Source organism: Selenomonas sp. F0473 (genome assembly GCF_000315545.1).
Lineage (GTDB): Bacteria > Bacillota > Negativicutes > Selenomonadales > Selenomonadaceae > Centipeda.
Window position 1 is genome coordinate 1,179,822 of the sequence record NZ_JH992902.1, and the last position, 17,617, is coordinate 1,197,438.

A 17,617-nucleotide genomic window follows, 5' to 3' on the forward strand; every position below is an offset into this window, starting at 1 on the left:
ATGCGGCACATTACGATCATTGTTCCCTGCTATAACGAGGCGGAGGTTCTCCCCCGCTTCTACGGCGAGGTGCGGGCGGCCGTCGAAAAAATCGAAGGCTGCGCCTTTTCATTCCTCTTCATCGACGACGGGAGCCGCGACGAGACGCTTGACGTCATTCGTACGCTTGCGCAGAGCGACGCGACGGTCCGCTATATAAGTTTTACGCGCAATTTCGGCAAGGAGGCCGCGATGATGGCGGGGCTCGACTACGCCGAGGGCGACGCGGTCATCCTCATGGACGCGGATCTGCAGCACCCGCCTGCGCTCATCCCGGAGATGGTCGCGCACTGGCGCGCGGGTTTTGACGATGTGTGCGCGAAGCGCATCGATCGGAACGACGAACCGCTTCTCAAGCGGACGATGGCGCGCCTCTTTTACCGCTCGATGCGGGCGGTCAGCCGATTCGGCCTGCAGCGCGACGTGGGCGATTTTCGTCTGCTGGATCGGCGCTGCGTGTCGGCGCTCCGCCTCCTGCGCGAGAATCAGCGCTTTACGAAGGGTCTGTTCACATGGGTGGGGTTCAAGAAGAAGGAACTCCCGTTTGAGGTGCGGCCGCGCGCGGCGGGGCATACGACGTGGAGTTACCTTTCCCTGCTCTCGCTCGCGGTGGAGGGAATCACTTCCTTTACGACGGCGCCCCTGCGCCTGACGACGGTGCTCGGGCTCCTCGTCTCGGCGCTCGCCCTCGGCTACATGGTGATCGTGCTCGCGGACGCGCTGGTCTACGGCGACCCGGTGGCGGGCTACCCGACGCTCATGACGGTGCTGCTCTTCCTCGGCGGGGTGCAGCTCCTCTCGCTCGGCATCATCGGCGAGTATCTCGGCCGCGTCTTCACGGAGAGCAAGCGGCGCCCGTGCTACCTCATCGACGAGCGGGACGGGGAAAAATTTGACTACGCGCCGCGGCGCAGGGAGGCGGAGTAATGCGGCGAAACGTCCTGGAGACGGTACTGATCGCATGCGGGATCTTCGGTTTTATGCTGGCGCTCAATCATCTCATGCCGATCCACCGCGACGACTACGACTATTCGATGATATGGAAGACGGGCATCCACATCGCCTCCCTCGGCGATGTGTTTGATTCGGCGTACCGGCATTACTTCCTGCACGGCGGGCGGATGCTGACGGTATGCGCACTGATTCTCTTTCTGTGGCTTGGAAAGGGGCTTTTTGACATTGCGAACGCCCTCATGTTCCTCGCCCTCGCCGTCCTGCTCACGATGCACGCGCGGCGCGATCCTTTCTTTTGGCGGGCCCCGGGGCTCCTCGCCGCGGCGGGCATTCTGCTTTGGCTGGCGCTGCCGCATTTCGGCGAGGTTGCGGTCTGGAAGAGCGGCTCGACGGTCTACCTGTGGTCGGCCGTGCCGGCATTTCTCTTCCTCCTGCCGTACAATCTCGGTCTGCGCGCGTGTGCCGACGGGCGCCGCCCGCGCGTTCCGGGCGGGCCGCTCTCGATGTTCCTGCTCGGCATCTGCGCGGGCTGGTCGGTTGAAAATCTCGCCGTAACCGTGGTGCTCGCGGCGGCGGGCGTCTCCTTTTATATCAAGAAGGCGTACAAAACGCTTCCCCTATGGATGCCGGCGGGTACGCTCGGCGCGCTGGTCGGTCTCATCGGGCTCGTCGCGGCGCCCGGGAATTTCGCCCGCTACGGTGAGCAGGGAACGGGGAAAGGCATTCTGCTCCACATCGGCAATCAGCTCGCGGGACAGGGCGAGATGGCGCTCTATCTGCTCCCCGTTCTCCTCATCCTGCTTACGGCATGGCGGCTCTATCGGCGCGCATGTGCGGGACTGCCCGCGGGAGAAACGGTACGGCCGGGCATCGGTACGTTCGTCCTCATCGCCGCGCTCCTGCTGCTCGTCTTCTCGCATATGACCTCGGGTTTCGTCGCGCAGACGATCCGTGACGCGATCGTATTCCATGTCATGCCGCCGCTCGGCATCGATCGCCCGAAGACGATCCGTCTCTTCACGAATGTGATGAACGGATTCGAAGAGGCGGCGATCTACTGGTGCACGCTCCTGGTCTTTTACGCGCGGATCAAGCAGACGCTCGGGCTGTCCGCCGCCTCGATTCGCGCCGCGGCGGCGCGTGTCCCCGCGGCGGAGGCGTTGTGCGCTTTCCCCGCCGCGCGTTATGCGCTCTTTCTGGCGGTTCTCGCCGTCTGCGATAATCTCGTCATGCTCGCGGCGCCGACTTTCCCCGGGCGGGCGACATTCGGCGCGGCGGCGATGTTCGTGACGGCGGCGCTCGCCGTCCTTCACGATCCTCCCGTACGGACCGCCCTGCGCGCGCCGGCTGCGCGCGCCATATGCGGGGCAGCGGCGCTGCTCCTCTTTGCCTCTACCGCGGTTCCCGCTCTCTTGATTATGAACGAAACCGCGGATGCGGACGCCGTGCGCGTCGCTCTGATCAAAGAGGCCGCCGCGCGCGGCGATGCGGTCGTCAATCTGCCGCCCATCGAGCATACGAACCGCGCGCTCCGCCATGTGTATTACGAGGACTGGTACAACGGCGTCACGCGGGACGGCGCGGAAGAGTACTACGGCGTACAGGAAATCCTTGTGGGCGGAAAATGACATTTCCCCGCCCCTATGCTACAATATATTCGACGGTATTTCTTCTCGATCAAAGGGGTTGGTTCTCTCTTGGACAGTTCCGCTTCGGACCTCATATGTCTCGTCCTGCTCATCGTCTGCCTCGCGGCAAACGCCTATTTCTCGCAGATTGAAACGGCGCTGACCGCCTCGCACCGCGGCAGGCTCGAAAAACTCTCGCTCGACGGCAGTCACGATGCCGCCGCCGCGCTCGCGCTGCTCGAACATCCCGAGAAGTCCGTTGCGATGGCGCAGGCGGGCGTCACCTGCATGAGCCTCCTCATCGGACTCGGCATGGGACTTCTTGTCGCGCCCGCATTCGGCCGCTTCCTCGCCCGTCTGATGCCGGGCATGGAGGTCTTTGCCGCGGCGCTGCTGCTCAGCATCCTCGTCATGACGGCGCTGACGCTGCTTTTCGGCGATTTCCTGCCGAAGGAGATCGCCCTGCGCCGCCCCGAGGATATCCTCCTGCGCAGCCACCGGAGCATCCGCATCCTGACGCGCCTCACGTCGCTCCCGAGCGCGGCCCTCGTCTCGGTCTCGCGCGGCCTGCTCCTCCTCTTCGGCATCAGCCCGCAGAACCGCGCCGCCGCCACGGAGGATGCGGTGAAGGATCTCATGGAGCAGGGCACGGAGGACGGCACATTCGAAAAAGCCGAGCAGGACATGGTCGACCGCATTTTCCACATGAGCGACCAGACCGCGTCCGCGCTCATGACGCCGCGCACGCGCATCGCGTGGATCGACCTCGCCGAGTCCCGCCGCGTGCAGATGCGCGTCATCCGCGAAACGTCGCACGACGTGTTCCCCGTCGCCTACGAGAACCTCGACGATTTCCGCGGGGTCATCTACGCCAAGGAGCTCCTCGACGCGGCGCTGGACGGCCGGCAGATCGAGCTGACGGACTACATCAAAAAGCCCCTCTTCGTGCCGCGCACGATGGAGGGGCTGCGCGTGCTCGAGAAGTTCCGCAGCGGAGACATCCACGAGGCGGTCGTGCTCGACGAGTACGGCGGCGTGGTCGGCTTCATCACGATGGGCGACATCATGGAGGAGATCATCGGCAGCGAGGATGACGACGCGCCCACGGGGGCCCGCATGAGCGCCGAGGAGGCGACGAACTGGGTCTTTGACGGCCTCTACCCCGTCGACGAGTTCAAGGAGGAGTTCGGCATTGACGAACTGCCGGACGAGGATCACGACCATTTTCAGACCCTCGGCGGCTTTGTGACCGCGCAGATGGGGCGCATCCCGGCGGTCGGCGAGACATGCACATGGAACGGATTCACATTCGAGGTGCGGCAGATGGACCGCGCGCGCGTCGCGCAGATTCGCATGACGCGTGCGGAGCCGGAGGAGGAGAACGACGCAAAAAGCGAGGAGTAATTCACGCGCACGCGGCATACATATGAGGAGGAAGACTTTTGAACGAACGCATTTATAACTTTAACCCCGGCCCCGCCGTCCTGCCCGAAGAGGTGCTGAAAGAGGTGCAGTCGGAACTGCTGAATTTCCGCGGCACGGGCATGTCCATCCTTGAGATCAGCCACCGTGCGCCCGCCTACGAAGAGGTGCACCGCTGGGCGAAAGCGGATATCAAAGAACTGATGGGGCTCGGCGACGACTACGACGTCGTCTTTACAGCGGGCGGGGCAAGCCAGACGTTCGCGCTGATCCCGCTGAATTTCGCCTCGGAGGAGCACCCGGGCAGCTATGCGCTCTCCGGCTCGTTCTCAGAGAAGGCCTACGCCGAGGCCGCACACCTCGGCGTCGGCACCGTCGCCGCCTCGACCAAGGAGGAGGACTACGCGCGCGTGCCCGCGCAGGAGGAACTGCACATCGCGCCGCATGCCGCCTATCTCCACATCTGCCTCAACAATACGATCTACGGCACGGAGTACGGCTATACGCCGAAAACAAACGGCGTTCCGCTCTTCGCAGATATGTCCTCCGACATCCTCTCGCGGCCGTGGGATTTCGGCAGCTACGACTTCATCTACGCGGGCGTGCAGAAAAATCTCGGACCTGCGGGCGTCGTTCTGAACGTTGCGAAAAAATCACTGCTCGAAAAGAGCCCCGCGGAGCTCCCGACGATGCTGCGCTACAGCACGTTCCAAAAGAACGATTCGCTCTACAACACGCCTCCCGTCTTCGCGATCTATATGGTCGGCAAGGTCGCCGCGTGGATCAAGGCGCAGGGCGGGCTTGCGGCAATGGGCAAACGCAACGCGGAGAAGGCGGCGCTCCTCTACGGCGCCGTCGACAGTTCCGACGGGTTCTACTGCGGGCATGCGGCAGAGGGCAGCCGCTCGCGCATGAACATCACGTTCCGGCTGAGGGATGCGGCGCTCGAGCAAAAATTTGTCGCCGAAGCAAAGGAACGCGGTCTCTCCGGCATCAAAGGGCACCGCAGCGTCGGCGGCATGCGCGCCTCTATCTACAACGCCATGCCCCTCGCGGGTGTGGAGAAACTCGCGGCGTTTATGGACGAATTCCGCAGGGCGAATCGGTAAGCCATCAATATGTCGATTTATTTACCGACATATTGATTGATATATATCCCTTTTTCTGATAGAATATCCTTATGAAAGAAGGGATATATATGTTACAGGCGGCGCCGCTCAACAAGACTGTTCCCATCACCGCATTCAACCGCGGCAAGGCGGGGCAAATATTTTCCGAAGTCAAACAATCCGGCATGGCTGTCGTCATCAAGAACAACACCCCCGAATGCGTGCTGCTCTCTCCGGCACAATACGACGCGCTGCTTGAAGAACTGAGCGACATGCATCTGCTCAAGCTGGCTGAGGAGCGTCTGCGACATTTGTACCCGCAGGAGACAGTCCCCTTTGAAGAGGTATGTAAAAAGGCGGGCATATCGTACGATGTGCTCGACGATATGGACGAGGCAGAATTCGAATGATATGGGCGGTAGAGTTCCTGCCGGAGGCGGAAGACGATTTCTCACGACTAGACGGCAGCCGGCAGAGGCTTATCGCAAAGGCAATTGAAAAAGCACGCAAAAATCCTCTGCCAAGTACCGAAGGCGGCTATGGGAAACCCCTAGGAAACCATTCCGTAAGCGCGCTCGCGGAACTGCTGAAAATCAAGCTGAAACAACAGGGGCTTCGCATCGTTTATCGCCTCCAGCGCACAGATACCCGCATGCTCATCATCGTCATCGGGGTGCGGACAGACGGCGAAGTCTATAAAGAGACGCAAAGACGTATCGATAGGCACAAATAAACAAAACCTCCCCGCCGCATATCACGGCGGGGAGGTTTTACATTGAGAACGGCCTACGCCCCGAATAAATCGCTGTGGGGTCCCGTGGGGGAGAGTGTCAGCACCAACACGTTTTCTGCGATACGATAAACGTGCAGCCAATCAGACGCGATATGGCACTCGCGGCGGCTCGCCCAACGCCCCGATAGGGCGTGGTCGCGATAATGCGGGGCGAGCGCCTCTCCGCGTGCGAGTTTTGAAATAAGCTCTTCTAAGAGCGCAATCTCAAGCCCTCGTTTCATGGCGCGCTTGTAGTCTTTTTTGAACTGCGCGGTCGTCTTGACCGTATACTTTGCGGCCCTCATTTTTTAAGGTCTGCAAAGAGTTCGTCAAGGTCGGTATACCCTTTGACCGTCGGATCTTTTGCAATCCGCTCCGCCTCCAAGAGGGCGGCGACGGTCTCTCGATTCGGCCGAGCGGTCTTCACGGCAAAAGGAAGACCGCCCTCGCGCAGGGACTGCCGCACAAAGATATTGAACGCCGTCGTCAGATTCATGCCGAGCTCTGCAAAGAGCGCGTCCGCCTCTCTCTTGAGGTCGGTATCCATGCGGATGCTGATATTCGTGGTCGCCATGATGTCATCGCCTTTCTATACGATATGGTAAATTGCATTTACATCATATGCGTTTTGCACGATGATTGCAATACTGCGCACGAAGCTTCATCTCTAAAGTATAAAAATACCCTCGCAGCGCAAAGCCTTGCGGGGGTATTTTTCGTTCGTTATGCCTTAACGGGCGTCTTGGTCGCTTGAAGGCGCGCGACGGCACGCTTGAGTGCGAGCGTGGCGCGCGCTTCGTCGATGGCGGCGCCGCCGTCCTCCGCGCCGCCTTCACGCAGGCGCTTCAGGCGCTCCTGCGCGCGGTCATAAGCGCGCTGGGCGCGGTTGATGTCGATCTCGTCCGGCTCTTCGGCAGCCGTGGCGAGGACGGTGATCTTCTCCGGGGTGACTTCCATAAAGCCGCCCGCAACCGCAAAGAGCTGCTCGGTACCGCCGTCGACATGGATCCTCATGGCATGCGGCTGAAGTCCCGTAACGAGGGGGATGTGCTTCGGCAGGATGCCGATCTCGCCGCCCGTGGAGCGGGCGATGAGCATGTCGATATCGGCGGCGTAGACCACGCGGTCGGGAGAGACAATCTCCAGCTGGATGGTCGCCATCGATTATTCCTCCTCTTTGAGTTTCTTCGCCTTCTCGATGGCCTCCTCAATGCCGCCGACCATGTAGAACGCCGCCTCGGGGAGATCGTCGTACTTGCCGTCGAGGATCTCTCTGAAACCGCGGATCGTGTCCTTGAGCGCGACGTATTTGCCCGGCGAACCGGTAAAGACCTCGGCAACCGCAAACGGCTGCGAGAGGAAGCGCTGGATCTTGCGCGCGCGCGAAACGGTCAGCTTATCCTCGTCGGAGAGTTCCTCCATACCGAGGATGGCGATGATGTCCTGCAGCTCTTTGTATTTCTGCAGAACCGCCTGCACGCCGCGCGCAACCTCGTAGTGCTCCTGCCCGATGACGTTCGGGTCGAGGATACGCGAGGTGGAGTCCAGAGGATCGACGGCGGGATAGATGCCGAGCTCCGCGATCTGACGGGAGAGAACGGTCGTCGCATCGAGATGCGTGAACGTTGCCGCAGGCGCAGGGTCGGTGAGGTCGTCCGCAGGGACGTAGACCGCCTGCACGGACGTGATGGAGCCCTTCTTCGTGGAGGTGATACGCTCCTGCAGCGCGCCGACGTCGGTCGTCAGCGTCGGCTGGTAACCGACGGCGGACGGCATACGCCCGAGCAGCGCCGAGACCTCAGAACCCGCCTGGATGAAACGGAAGATGTTGTCGATGAAGAGCAGCACGTCCTGGCCCTGCACGTCGCGGAAGTACTCCGCCATCGTGAGGCCCGTGAGCGCGACGCGCATACGCGCGCCGGGCGGCTCGTTCATCTGACCGTAGACGAGCGCGGTCTTATCGATAACGCCCGACTCGGTCATCTCCGACCAGAGGTCGTTGCCCTCGCGGGTACGCTCGCCAACGCCTGCAAAGACGGAGTATCCGCCGTGCTCGGTCGCGATGTTATGGATGAGCTCCATGATGAGAACCGTCTTGCCGACGCCCGCGCCGCCAAAGAGCCCGACCTTACCGCCGCGGGAATACGGGGCGATGAGGTCGACGACCTTGATGCCGGTCTCGAGGATCTGCGTCGACGTCTCCTGATCGTCGAACTTCGGCGCGGGCCGATGGATCGGCCACGATTCTGTGTTCCCGACGGGCGCGGGGTTGTGGTCAACCGTCTCGCCGAGAACGTTGAACACACGTCCGAGCGTCGCCTCGCCGACGGGCACCTTGATCGGGGCGCCCGTGTCCTCCGCCTCCATGCCGCGCATGAGACCGTCGGTTGAGCTCATCGCGATGCAGCGCGTCACGCTGTCGCCGAGATGCTGCATGACCTCGACCGTGAGATGGATCTCGCGGTCCGCGGCTTTGCCGTCGATCTTGATGGCGCTCAGTATCTCCGGCAGTTCACCTGCCGGGAATTCAATATCTACGACAGGTCCGATGACCTGTACGACTTTACCTTTTGCCAATGGAAAACCTCCTTACCTCCGCGGCGCAGCGTGCTGCGTGCGCGGGTGTCACTTGAGTGCCTCGGCGCCGCCGACGATTTCGTTGATCTCGTTCGTGATGCCCGCCTGACGTACCTTGTTATAGTACAGATCGAGCTTCCCGATGAGTTCGCCGGCGTTGTCCGTTGCGCTGCTCATCGCGTTCATGCGCGAGGAGAGTTCGCTGGCTGCCGACTGGAGGAGCGCCGCATAGACGATCGTGAAGATGTACTGCGGCAAGAGATGCCCCAGCACGGTCTCCGCGTCCGGTTCATAAATATATTGTGCACGCGGCCGGCCGTCATCCTCCGGCGCCTGAAACGGGAGGAGTTTGACTGCCTCCGGCACACAGGTGATCGCCGAGACGAACCGCGTGTAGATCATGTAGACTTCCTTGATGCCGCCGCCCGAAAACGCTGCGATCAGCTCGTCCGCGATCTTCTGCGCGTGCTGTGCGCGCGGCTTTTCGCTGATGCCGATGTGCTCGCTCACGATGTCAAAGGAGCGGTTTCTGAAGAAATCGCGCGCCTTGCGCCCGACGGTGACAATCTGCGCGTTCGCCTTGTCCTCGACGAGCGCCATGGCGGCCTTCAGCGCGTTGCTCGAGTAGGCGCCCGCAAGGCCCTTATCCGCCGCCAGGACGAGGATGAGACGCTTGCCGCTCTCATGCCGCTCGAGCAGCGGATGGGAAACGTCGTCCGCCGCGGCCGCAACGCTCCGAATGACCGCCGCGGTCTTTTCCGCATAGGGGCGGTTCCGGTTGGCGGCCTCCTTGGCACGGCGCAGACGCGAAGTCGCGACCATGTCCATGGCGTTCGTGATCTGCTGGATGCTCTTGACGCTTCGGATGCGACGACGAATGTCTTGTAAATTGGCCATTTCGTGTCACCTCTCCCCTTACGTTTCTCTGTAGGAGATAGTGTCCTTGAACTCTCCGATCGCCTGCGTGATCTCGGCTTCGAGCGCGTCGTCCAGCTGTTTCTTCTCCATGATCGCCGCGGCAATGTTCGGATGCGACGCCCGCATGAACTTGATGAAGTCCGTGTGGAACGCGACGACCTTGTCCACGGGGATGTCCGCCAGATGGCCGCGCACCGCGGTGAAGATGACGAGCACCTGATCCGCAACCGACAGCGGGCTGTACTGCGACTGCTTGAGCGTCTCGACCATGCGTGCGCCGCGGTCGAGCTGCGCCTTCGTCGCCTTGTCAAGATCGGAGCCGAACTGCGCGAACGCCGCGAGTTCGCGGTACTGCGCGAGGTCGAGACGCATCGTGCCCGCGACCTGCTTCATCGCCTTGATCTGTGCGGAACCGCCGACACGGGAGACCGAGAGGCCGACGCTGATCGCCGGGCGGATGCCCGCGTAGAACGAGTCGGTATCGAGCATGATCTGACCGTCCGTGATCGAGATGACGTTCGTCGGGATATACGCCGAAAGGTCGCCCGCGAGCGTCTCGATGATCGGCAGCGCCGTGATGGAGCCCGCGCCGAGCGCGTCGGAGAGTTTCGCCGCGCGCTCGAGAAGGCGGGAGTGTAAGTAGAAGACGTCGCCCGGGTATGCTTCGCGTCCCGGCGGACGGCGGAGCAGGAGCGACATGGCGCGATAGGCCGCCGCGTGTTTCGAGAGGTCGTCGTAGACGCAGAGCGCGTGACCGCCCTTGTACATGAAGTACTCCGCCATCGCAACGCCCGCGTAGGGGGCGAGGTATTGGAGCGGCGCGCTGTCCGCCGCCGTCGCGGCGACGACAATCGTATACTCCATGGCGCCGCCGTCCTCGAGCGTCTTGACGACGCGCGCGACGGTCGACGCCTTCTGGCCGATGGCGACGTAGACGCAGATACAGTTCTGTCCCTTTTGGTTCAAAATCGTATCGACGGCGATCGCCGTCTTGCCCGTGCCGCGGTCGCCGATGATGAGCTCGCGCTGTCCGCGGCCGATCGGCACGAGGGCGTCGATCGCCTTGAGGCCCGTCTGGAGCGGCTCGTGGACGCTCTTGCGGTCCGCGATACCGGGCGCCGGCGACTCGACCGGACGGAACTCCTTCGTATCGATGGGGCCCTTGCCGTCGATGGGGCGTCCGAGCGCGTCCACGACGCGGCCGATCATCGCCTCGCCGACGGGCACCTGCATGATGCGCCCCGTGCGCTTGACGGTGTCGCCTTCCTTGATGAGGGCTTCGCCGCCGAGAAGCACGGCGCCGACGCTCTCCTGCTCGAGGTTCAGAACGAGTCCGTAGACGTCGTTGCCAAAGTCGAGCAGCTCGCCCGCCATCGCCTTGTCCAGGCCGTAGATATGGGCAATGCCGTCGCCGACCTCAAGAACGGTGCCGACATCGTTGACGTTCAGATCGACGTCGTAGTTCTTGATTCGTTCCTTGATGATGGAAGTAATTTCTTCCGGATTCATTTTCATATTTCGCTGTCACCCCGCTAGTTCGCCATTAACTCTGCCGTCATTGCCTCGAGACGTCCTTTGATGCTGCCGTCGATGCGGCGGTCGCCGATGCGCACCACCACACCGCCGATGAGCGAGGGGTCGCGGTGCCGGCGCAGGGATATCTGTTTGCCCGTAACCTGCTCCAGCTTTGCCCGCAGCTCGGCAAGCTGCGTCTCGTCCAGTTCCTCGGCCGCCGTGACGTCCGCCACGGCGATACCGAGTTTCTCATTCGAAAGCTGTACGAAAATGGCGCTGATGGCATCAAAGACATGCATGCGTCTTTTGTCCACGAGCAGCAGGAGAAAGTTCAGCACATGCGGCTGGATCCCGCCCGCAAAGATCTCCTTCAGGAGAGACTTTTTATCCTCGGGCCGGAAGTTCGGGTTGCCGAGATACGACTTCAGCTCCGGGCAGTCCGTATAGAGACGCTGCACCTGCGCGATGTCCTCGCCGAACTCCTTCAGCTTATTTTCCTCACAGGCCAGTTCAAAGATCGCGCGGGCATATTTGCGTGCAAGCTCCATGTTCAGCATGTCGCATCACCGATCTTATGCGCGTCGAGTTTTGCGATGAACTCGCCGATAATGGCGTCGTTGTCGGACTTCTCCAGATTCTTCTGCACGATCTTGCCCGCGGCCGCGAGCGCCAGCGTGACAACCTCGCCCTTTAACTGTTCGACGGCGTGCGCGCGCTCGCGCTCCATCTGCTGCTCCGCCGCCTTTTTCATCTGCTCGATCTCGCGCTTCGTCGCCTGAATGCTCGCCTCATGCTCCTCGCTCGCGCGCTTCTCGGCGAGATCCATGATCTCCTGCGCTTTCGTGCGCGCCTCGGCCAGCTCCGCCTTATAGGCGTCGAGCGTCTTTGCCGCCTCGGCCGCGTCCGCATCGGCCTTGTCGATGCTGGCGGCGATTCTGTCCTCGCGCTCTTTGAGGATTTTGAGCACAGGTTTATACGCCACCGCACGCAGGAGAATAACGAGGATGAGGAAGTTCAGTATCTGAGCAAAAAAAGTCGAATTAAGCTCTATCAATTACGCTGCCTCCTTTGCACATATCCTCCCGCGGCTTACTTCATGAGCGGGTTGGCATAGAGCATGATGAGCGCGACAACCGTCGCGATGATCGCCATCGCTTCGATCAGACCGACGGAGATCAGCGTATTTGTGAAGAGGACGCCCTTTGCCTCGGGCTGACGCGTAATCCCCTCGATGAACTTGCTCGTGACGAGACCGTCGCCGATGCCCGCGCCAATCGCGGCAAGACCCATCGTAATGCCCGCACCGATCAGAGCCGCTGCTACCATGATTGCGTTTTCCATTGAGAAAATCCTCCTTAAATTTTGAACCTAAAATGTTTAATACATCAAAGCGGGTACGAAGGACGCGTTAGTGTTCGTCCTCTTTGACCGCATTGGCAAGATACGCCATCGACAGCATCGTAAAGATGACCGCCTGCACGCCGCCGATGAAGATACTGAACGCGAGCCACAGAACCGAGGGCACCGGCATCCAGATCGGCATGAGCTTCAGCAGGACGATGATGAGAATCTCGCCCGCCAGAATGTTGCCGAAAAGACGGAACGCCAGCGTAATCGGCTTTGCGACCTCTTCGATCGCGTTGATGATCACGAACACCGGGGTCGGCTGAAAGAAGTGGGCGATGTAATGCCCGCCTTTCATATAAACGCCCAGCACATGAACCATGCAGATAACCAAAAGCGCTAAACCTAATGTGGTGTTCAAGTCGTTCGTCGGCGACGCCATCGTGGGAACGAGTCCTACCCAGTTCGAGACAAGTAGGAACAAAAAGAGCGTGACAATGAACGGGGACAGGAACCGGCCGCGTTTCCCGAGCATCGTTTCGCTCTGCTCGCCGAGCGCCGTCACGACCATCTCGACCACATTCTGCCAGCCGCTCGGGACGAGCTTTAGATTGCGCGTCGCGAGAACAGCGACCAGCAGAACGATCGCCATCGTGATCCACGTCATTTCGAGCGTTTCCCAGTTGAAGGTCAAACCGGCGAACTGCACTGTTTCGCGAACACCGATTTCATGCATAACCTTTACCTCCTTACTACGGCATTCCGGAAGTCCGGAGCCGCCTCATTTTTGACTGCCCTGCGCCGCAATGAGATGCAGCATGAAAAGCGCGTAAAAGAGGAGACATCCTCCCGCCGCCGCCCCAAAAACGACGAGCGAAATGTGTGCGGCGACGCTCAGAATCAAGAACAGCGTCACGAGCCGTAACGCAAGCCCCCAAAGCATCTCCCGCTTCGCGCGCGCGGGCGTAAAGCCCGCACTGCGCCACACTCGGTGCGCCATGCCGAAAGTCACCGCCGCGCCCGCCGCATAGCCCGCAACCACCGCGCCGATCAGACGGATCTCGCCGCGCGCGCCGAGCATGGCGGCAAGACAGACGGTCACGATCGCAAGCGTGCGCAGGAAGCGCCGTACCACAGGCAGCAATACGTCTTTCATATCCCTCCTCCGACAGCGCCGAACGCGCACAAAAAACCGCGTCCCGAGATATTTCCCGGGGCGGGGTGTGCACCGTCACCGCCATTGTTGAATATCAGTACCTTATGAACATTCGACACAAAAAAAGGAAATCCTTCCACAATTGTATACACGTGTGGAAAGACCTCCCCTCCAAATCTTATCAAACGCATAAGGCGCGGCTATGTCCGCCGCTGTCATGCGGCGCATAACTCTTATGATCTATTATAGGGGGTTCCGTCGTATTCTGCAACTACATTTTAATCAATTCATTCAATTTAATATATTGCCGCATAGGATATACTCTGCTACAATAGGCGAAAATATTGGCGTTCTCCCCCTCGTCCGCCGTATTACTTCCGTCAAATCTCGGCGCCGCAGCCGCCGCACAGAGAGAGGAGCCTCATCATGACCATCGAAGGCGCCGTCATCATCGAGAAAGGCGTCACATTCGCCCTGATCCACGTCGACCCGAGCGTCACGCGCTACACCGTCAAATCCACGCAGACCCGCCGCGCCCTCATGCGGTTCTTCCCCGGCATGCCCATCGTCCTCATGAGCCTCACGCCCGCGGGCGAGCCGCGCTACTACGGCCGCAAGGACATCGTCGACTTCCTCAGCGGCCTGCGCCTCGATCAGATCCCGTGGAAGAAATATCATATTGTGTAGCGGGACGCATTATATACACAGAAAAAGCAGCCGGTCCGCCGCGGCCGGCTGCTTTTCACCCTATCTGCGTTTTTCCTTCTGTCACTCCGGATACATTCCTCTTTTGATTGTACGCAGCCCGTCGATCGTTTTGACCGCCGGCGTATACATATAGCCGAACGGCAGCATACGGATGCGGCCGTTCTTGACGGCGCGTAGGGAATTAAACCGAATGTCTTCGAAGAACCTCGTCGACTGCTCTTTATGTGTCGGATTGAAATATACGACGAAAATCACGTCGGGGTCATACGCGATTAGGTCCTCCGCACTGACCGATCTACCGTGTGCCGGCATATACCCGCCGAGCCGCCGTACCATATCGCCGACGATCCAGCCCTCATCATAGTTCATGATCCCGCTCTTGCTGATCTCCACGACCATTATCTTTTGCGCGGGAGATGCCGCGGTATTTGACGATATAGACGCAAGTTCCGTATGAATTTCCCGAATCAGCATATCCGATCGCTCCCGCACGTCGAAGATGCGCCCCATATCGTCGATGAATTTGCATTCGTCCTCGACGGTTCCGTATCTCAGCACGTGATTGGACGTTGCGACAATGTATGTCTTCACACCGCGCGCCTGCCACCACGCCGTCGTTCCGTATCTCTTTGCGGTGAACGTCGACTTCCACCCCAGAATAAAATCCGGCCGGCAGGCGACGGTCTGCTCTTGGCTGAGGTCAAGACGCGAGATGTTTTTTGCACGCGCGAACTCTTCCGGATATTCCTCTTTCAGCCTATCGTATGTGTGCTGCGAGGTGCTGAGGGACGCGGCAGCCACCCTATCGCCAAGGCCTAGCGCGAAGAGGGTCTCCAGCGTATTGACTTCCTGCACAAACACACGCGTCGGAACACGGTCGAAGACGAGTTTTACGGGCCGCTTGTTCGAGTCATATGTGTCGATTGCAACGGGAGGATATTCGGCAGAGGATGACGTCGGTTTGTCTGCAGAACTCGTATCGAGAACAGTACCGTTTCGTATGGATAAAAACGCGGTCAGTATAAGCAGTAGGATCAACAGCCCGAAAATATTTCTCATCGCAGGATACCGCCTAAAAATATCGGCAGGCCGATCAAAATGACGTTCTGCCGATATTTTTTCAATCGAGACTTAGAATTTATACTTCATGCCGACCATAAAGTGCCTGCTCGGCTGCGGCCAAGCCCCCATTCCCAAATAGCTGGTGTAGACGGTTTCATAAGCTTGATTTGTCAAATTGGAGATTGCGGCATAAAGTGTCAGGTCCTTTTGTAGGGTATAATTGACGCTCAGATCCAAAATGAACGCGCGTTTGCTCGTGTATGCCGACGTATCGCAGCCAGTATACCATGTTCCCATGAGCGCCGCATATAGTTTTCTGTTTTCATACGCAAGGTCCGCCGTATACGTATTGGCAGGGCGCAGCCGATTGATGACGGAGTTGACGTTGCCGTCCGCCCATTTCAGCTCGGGGTCAAACGTCATACCGTCCTTCGCCGAGAATTTGTCAAATGCATGAGAGTACCCCGCGGTCAGCGTCAGATGGGAATCGAACCGATGCTGTAGGGAGAGATTGACAGACGTCTTCTTCTCCTTTGCATTGACAAACTTGAGCTTGAAATCGTGCGCGGTGCTGTCCCAAACGCTATAACGGACGACGGCGTTGCTCATACGCGTATAGTCGTAATGTACCGATGCTGTCGTCTTATTGGAGAAGTCATGCCGCACGCCAAGCGTCCAAACGTCGCCCTTCTCGTCTTCGAGATTTGCGGGATCCGTCCCGTTCCGTGCCGTATAGTCGCTTGGCCGCAGTGGTCGGCGGACTCTGCTGTATCCGAAGTAAGCGCTCGTCTGATCGTTAAAAGCATACTGTGTGTTGAGCGACGGTGTGACGGTATTGGTCGTTTTACCGCCCGTCGAGTGAACGCCGCTTTGGGAAATCGAATGCGCGTCGCTGTAATGTGCGAGCCGCAGCGACGGAGTGATCTCCCACTTGTCTGAGAGAGAGATTTTATCTTGGATATAACCGATCACCGTATTTCGTTTGACGCTTGACTGCTTTCCCGTTCTCACCTGTATGCTGAAAGCTTTTGCGTTGTCATAGGTCCACGATGTGAGCACGTCGTGTTTGCCAAACGATTTCCCGAGCTGGAACTGGATTCCGCGGTTTTGCAGCTTATTGAACCATGAGCGGTAATTGCGCGTAGTGCGGAGCGCAACCGCCGGATTGTTCTTTTTCAGCTGCTCGAGCCACGGTCCCCATGCGGCGCTGCCGGGGAGCGGCGGGTGATCGAACTCGTCGCCCATGCCCCACGATCCCCAGTAGCATTCGTTCTGATCGTAGACGCGAACGAAACTCTCCATGCCGTTGTCCCGGTGGAACGTATAGGTGATGTCCGTATTGTTCTTGTTATACGCGGTGTACGCGCCCACCCACATCAACCATAGATTTCTGTAGCCAGGATTTTTAATATTCCCGGTGAGGCCGTTGCCCTTATTGTACCCCGTGACGATGCGGTCCCAGTCCGTCTGATTCATATATCTGTAGTCGGGCGCCGTCAGCGGGTAATCCGCATCGCTCTGCATATGGTTGTAGGCGGCGCGCAGCGCATGTGTCTTGTCAAACGTATAGTCAAGGCGCAGGTTTGCATATTCCTCTTTATATCCGGTGTTTCCATACGTGTAGATGTTTCCGTTCAGCCCGTCCTTGTATTTGGAATCGCCGCCCATCTCACGCCCGAGCGCAAAGAAATAGTTTAATTTCCCGTCGTCCGTCGCGCCGCCGTAAGTCAGTTTATAATTGTGCCGCCCCCACGATCCTGTGGAGAGATCGAGCGTACCGGCGGGTTTTTTACCTCCTTTGCGCGTGATGATATTGATAACGCCGCCCGTCGCGTCCGAACCGTAGAAGGATGCGCCGGGGCCTTTGATAACTTCGACCTTTTCGATATTGTCTATGTTTGTAATTTGATTGATGTCTACCAGTGCTTTCGAGCGGTCCCCGGAACGAGATGCCACCGTGCTGCCCGCAGCGTTGTCCATGCGTCGCCCATCCACCAATACGACGACGCGGTCGTCGCCGTTGATGGTTACGATATTGTGTGTCTGCGTATAGCCGAATTCGCCGCCGCGGTACCCGGGGGTCTTGATCTGAATCCCCGGGATCTGCCGCAGCGCGTCGCTGAGCTGATCATAGTGCCGTCGGTCGAGGGTTCTGCGGTCGATGATGTCGACATCTCCGCCTGTACGGTAATACGACTGCTCCGTCAACTCATTGCCGAAGTAATCTCTGGCACCCTCCCCCTCGACATTGATATCCTTTGTTACATAAGTGCGCGCTGTCGGCGTTTCTGCAGTCTCCTCGGCAGATGTCATATTTTGCGCATAGACGGTATGCTCTGCTCCGCATAATGAGAGAGACAGGAACACCCCAAGCGTCAGCCGGACTTTCTCCGTTCGATTCATATGATTTTCT

Annotated in this window: 20 protein-coding genes; 7 read left to right on the top strand and 13 right to left on the bottom strand. The window is 59.5% G+C overall.

Going from position 1 to position 17,617, the window contains the following annotated elements:
• The 6 genes from HMPREF9161_RS05465 (at position 1) to HMPREF9161_RS05490 (ending at position 5,885) form a co-directional block, all read left to right on the top strand.
• The gene (locus tag HMPREF9161_RS05465) at positions 1-966 is read left to right on the top strand and encodes a glycosyltransferase family 2 protein (protein WP_009728690.1); all 966 of its coding nucleotides are present in this window, start codon (positions 1-3) and stop codon (positions 964-966) included.
• Positions 966-2,621 carry a DUF6056 family protein gene (locus HMPREF9161_RS05470; RefSeq protein ID WP_009728691.1) on the top strand — a complete coding sequence of 552 codons (1,656 nt, stop codon included), beginning with the start codon at positions 966-968 and terminating at the stop codon, positions 2,619-2,621. The genes HMPREF9161_RS05465 and HMPREF9161_RS05470 overlap by 1 nt, the downstream gene beginning before the upstream one ends.
• A gap of 69 nt (positions 2,622-2,690) precedes the next feature.
• Positions 2,691-4,025: a hemolysin family protein gene (locus HMPREF9161_RS05475; protein WP_009728692.1), complete on the top strand. Its 1,335-nt coding sequence runs from the start codon at positions 2,691-2,693 to the stop codon at positions 4,023-4,025.
• 38 nt (positions 4,026-4,063) lie between these two features.
• Positions 4,064-5,152 carry a 3-phosphoserine/phosphohydroxythreonine transaminase gene (serC, locus tag HMPREF9161_RS05480; RefSeq protein ID WP_009728693.1) on the top strand — a complete coding sequence of 363 codons (1,089 nt, stop codon included), beginning with the start codon at positions 4,064-4,066 and terminating at the stop codon, positions 5,150-5,152.
• An 89-nt stretch (positions 5,153-5,241) separates the two neighbouring features.
• Positions 5,242-5,562: a type II toxin-antitoxin system Phd/YefM family antitoxin gene (locus HMPREF9161_RS05485; protein WP_009728694.1), complete on the top strand. Its 321-nt coding sequence runs from the start codon at positions 5,242-5,244 to the stop codon at positions 5,560-5,562.
• Positions 5,559-5,885, top strand: a complete 327-nt coding sequence (locus HMPREF9161_RS05490) for a type II toxin-antitoxin system RelE/ParE family toxin (RefSeq protein ID WP_009728695.1) — start codon at positions 5,559-5,561, stop codon at positions 5,883-5,885. Before HMPREF9161_RS05485 ends, HMPREF9161_RS05490 begins: the two co-directional genes overlap by 4 nt.
• Before the next feature lie 53 nt (positions 5,886-5,938).
• Here the strand turns inward: HMPREF9161_RS05490 and HMPREF9161_RS05495 are convergent, their stop codons facing one another.
• The 11 genes from HMPREF9161_RS05495 to HMPREF9161_RS05545 all read right to left on the bottom strand — a co-directional run bounded on the left by HMPREF9161_RS05495 (position 5,939) and on the right by HMPREF9161_RS05545 (position 13,434).
• Positions 5,939-6,229, bottom strand: coding sequence for a type II toxin-antitoxin system YafQ family toxin (locus tag HMPREF9161_RS05495; RefSeq protein ID WP_009728696.1), 291 nt, complete (start codon positions 6,227-6,229; stop codon positions 5,939-5,941).
• Complete coding sequence (locus tag HMPREF9161_RS05500) at positions 6,226-6,498, bottom strand: type II toxin-antitoxin system RelB/DinJ family antitoxin (RefSeq protein WP_009728697.1); 273 nt, start codon at positions 6,496-6,498, stop codon at positions 6,226-6,228. Before HMPREF9161_RS05500 ends, HMPREF9161_RS05495 begins: the two co-directional genes overlap by 4 nt.
• A 149-nt stretch (positions 6,499-6,647) precedes the next feature.
• Positions 6,648-7,085, bottom strand: a complete 438-nt coding sequence (locus HMPREF9161_RS05505) for a F0F1 ATP synthase subunit epsilon (protein WP_009728698.1) — start codon at positions 7,083-7,085, stop codon at positions 6,648-6,650.
• Positions 7,086-7,088: 3 nt separating this feature from the next.
• Positions 7,089-8,501, bottom strand: a complete 1,413-nt coding sequence (gene atpD / locus HMPREF9161_RS05510) for a F0F1 ATP synthase subunit beta (protein ID WP_009728699.1) — start codon at positions 8,499-8,501, stop codon at positions 7,089-7,091.
• 48 nt (positions 8,502-8,549) lie between these two features.
• Positions 8,550-9,398, bottom strand: coding sequence for an ATP synthase F1 subunit gamma (atpG, locus tag HMPREF9161_RS05515; protein ID WP_009728700.1), 849 nt, complete (start codon positions 9,396-9,398; stop codon positions 8,550-8,552).
• Positions 9,399-9,416: 18 nt separating this feature from the next.
• Positions 9,417-10,934 (bottom strand): F0F1 ATP synthase subunit alpha, encoded by a 1,518-nt coding sequence (atpA, locus tag HMPREF9161_RS05520; RefSeq protein ID WP_009728701.1) that lies wholly within the window; start codon positions 10,932-10,934, stop codon positions 9,417-9,419.
• 17 nt (positions 10,935-10,951) lie between these two features.
• Positions 10,952-11,491 (bottom strand): F0F1 ATP synthase subunit delta, encoded by a 540-nt coding sequence (locus HMPREF9161_RS05525; protein ID WP_009728702.1) that lies wholly within the window; start codon positions 11,489-11,491, stop codon positions 10,952-10,954.
• Positions 11,485-11,988, bottom strand: coding sequence for a F0F1 ATP synthase subunit B (gene atpF, locus HMPREF9161_RS05530; RefSeq protein ID WP_009728703.1), 504 nt, complete (start codon positions 11,986-11,988; stop codon positions 11,485-11,487). The genes HMPREF9161_RS05525 and atpF overlap by 7 nt, the downstream gene beginning before the upstream one ends.
• A gap of 35 nt (positions 11,989-12,023) precedes the next feature.
• The gene (gene atpE, locus HMPREF9161_RS05535; protein WP_009349337.1) at positions 12,024-12,275 is read right to left on the bottom strand and encodes a F0F1 ATP synthase subunit C; all 252 of its coding nucleotides are present in this window, start codon (positions 12,273-12,275) and stop codon (positions 12,024-12,026) included.
• Positions 12,276-12,342: 67 nt separating this feature from the next.
• Positions 12,343-13,014 (bottom strand): F0F1 ATP synthase subunit A, encoded by a 672-nt coding sequence (atpB, locus tag HMPREF9161_RS05540; RefSeq protein ID WP_009728704.1) that lies wholly within the window; start codon positions 13,012-13,014, stop codon positions 12,343-12,345.
• 45 nt (positions 13,015-13,059) lie between these two features.
• Positions 13,060-13,434, bottom strand: coding sequence for a hypothetical protein (locus tag HMPREF9161_RS05545; RefSeq protein ID WP_009728705.1), 375 nt, complete (start codon positions 13,432-13,434; stop codon positions 13,060-13,062).
• 426 nt (positions 13,435-13,860) lie between these two features.
• Here HMPREF9161_RS05545 and HMPREF9161_RS05550 point away from each other — a divergent pair, with 426 nt between their 5' ends.
• Entirely contained in the window at positions 13,861-14,121 is a 261-nt protein-coding gene (locus HMPREF9161_RS05550; RefSeq protein WP_009728706.1) for a hypothetical protein, read from the top strand.
• Between the two features lie 81 nt (positions 14,122-14,202).
• Here HMPREF9161_RS05550 and HMPREF9161_RS05555 read toward each other — a convergent pair whose 3' ends face one another.
• Positions 14,203-15,201 (bottom strand): ABC transporter substrate-binding protein, encoded by a 999-nt coding sequence (locus HMPREF9161_RS05555; RefSeq protein ID WP_009728707.1) that lies wholly within the window; start codon positions 15,199-15,201, stop codon positions 14,203-14,205.
• Between the two features lie 72 nt (positions 15,202-15,273).
• On the bottom strand, positions 15,274-17,607 hold the full coding sequence (locus tag HMPREF9161_RS05560; RefSeq protein ID WP_009728708.1) for a TonB-dependent receptor: 2,334 nt from the start codon (positions 17,605-17,607) through the stop codon (positions 15,274-15,276).
• Between the last annotated feature and the right edge of the window lie 10 nt (positions 17,608-17,617).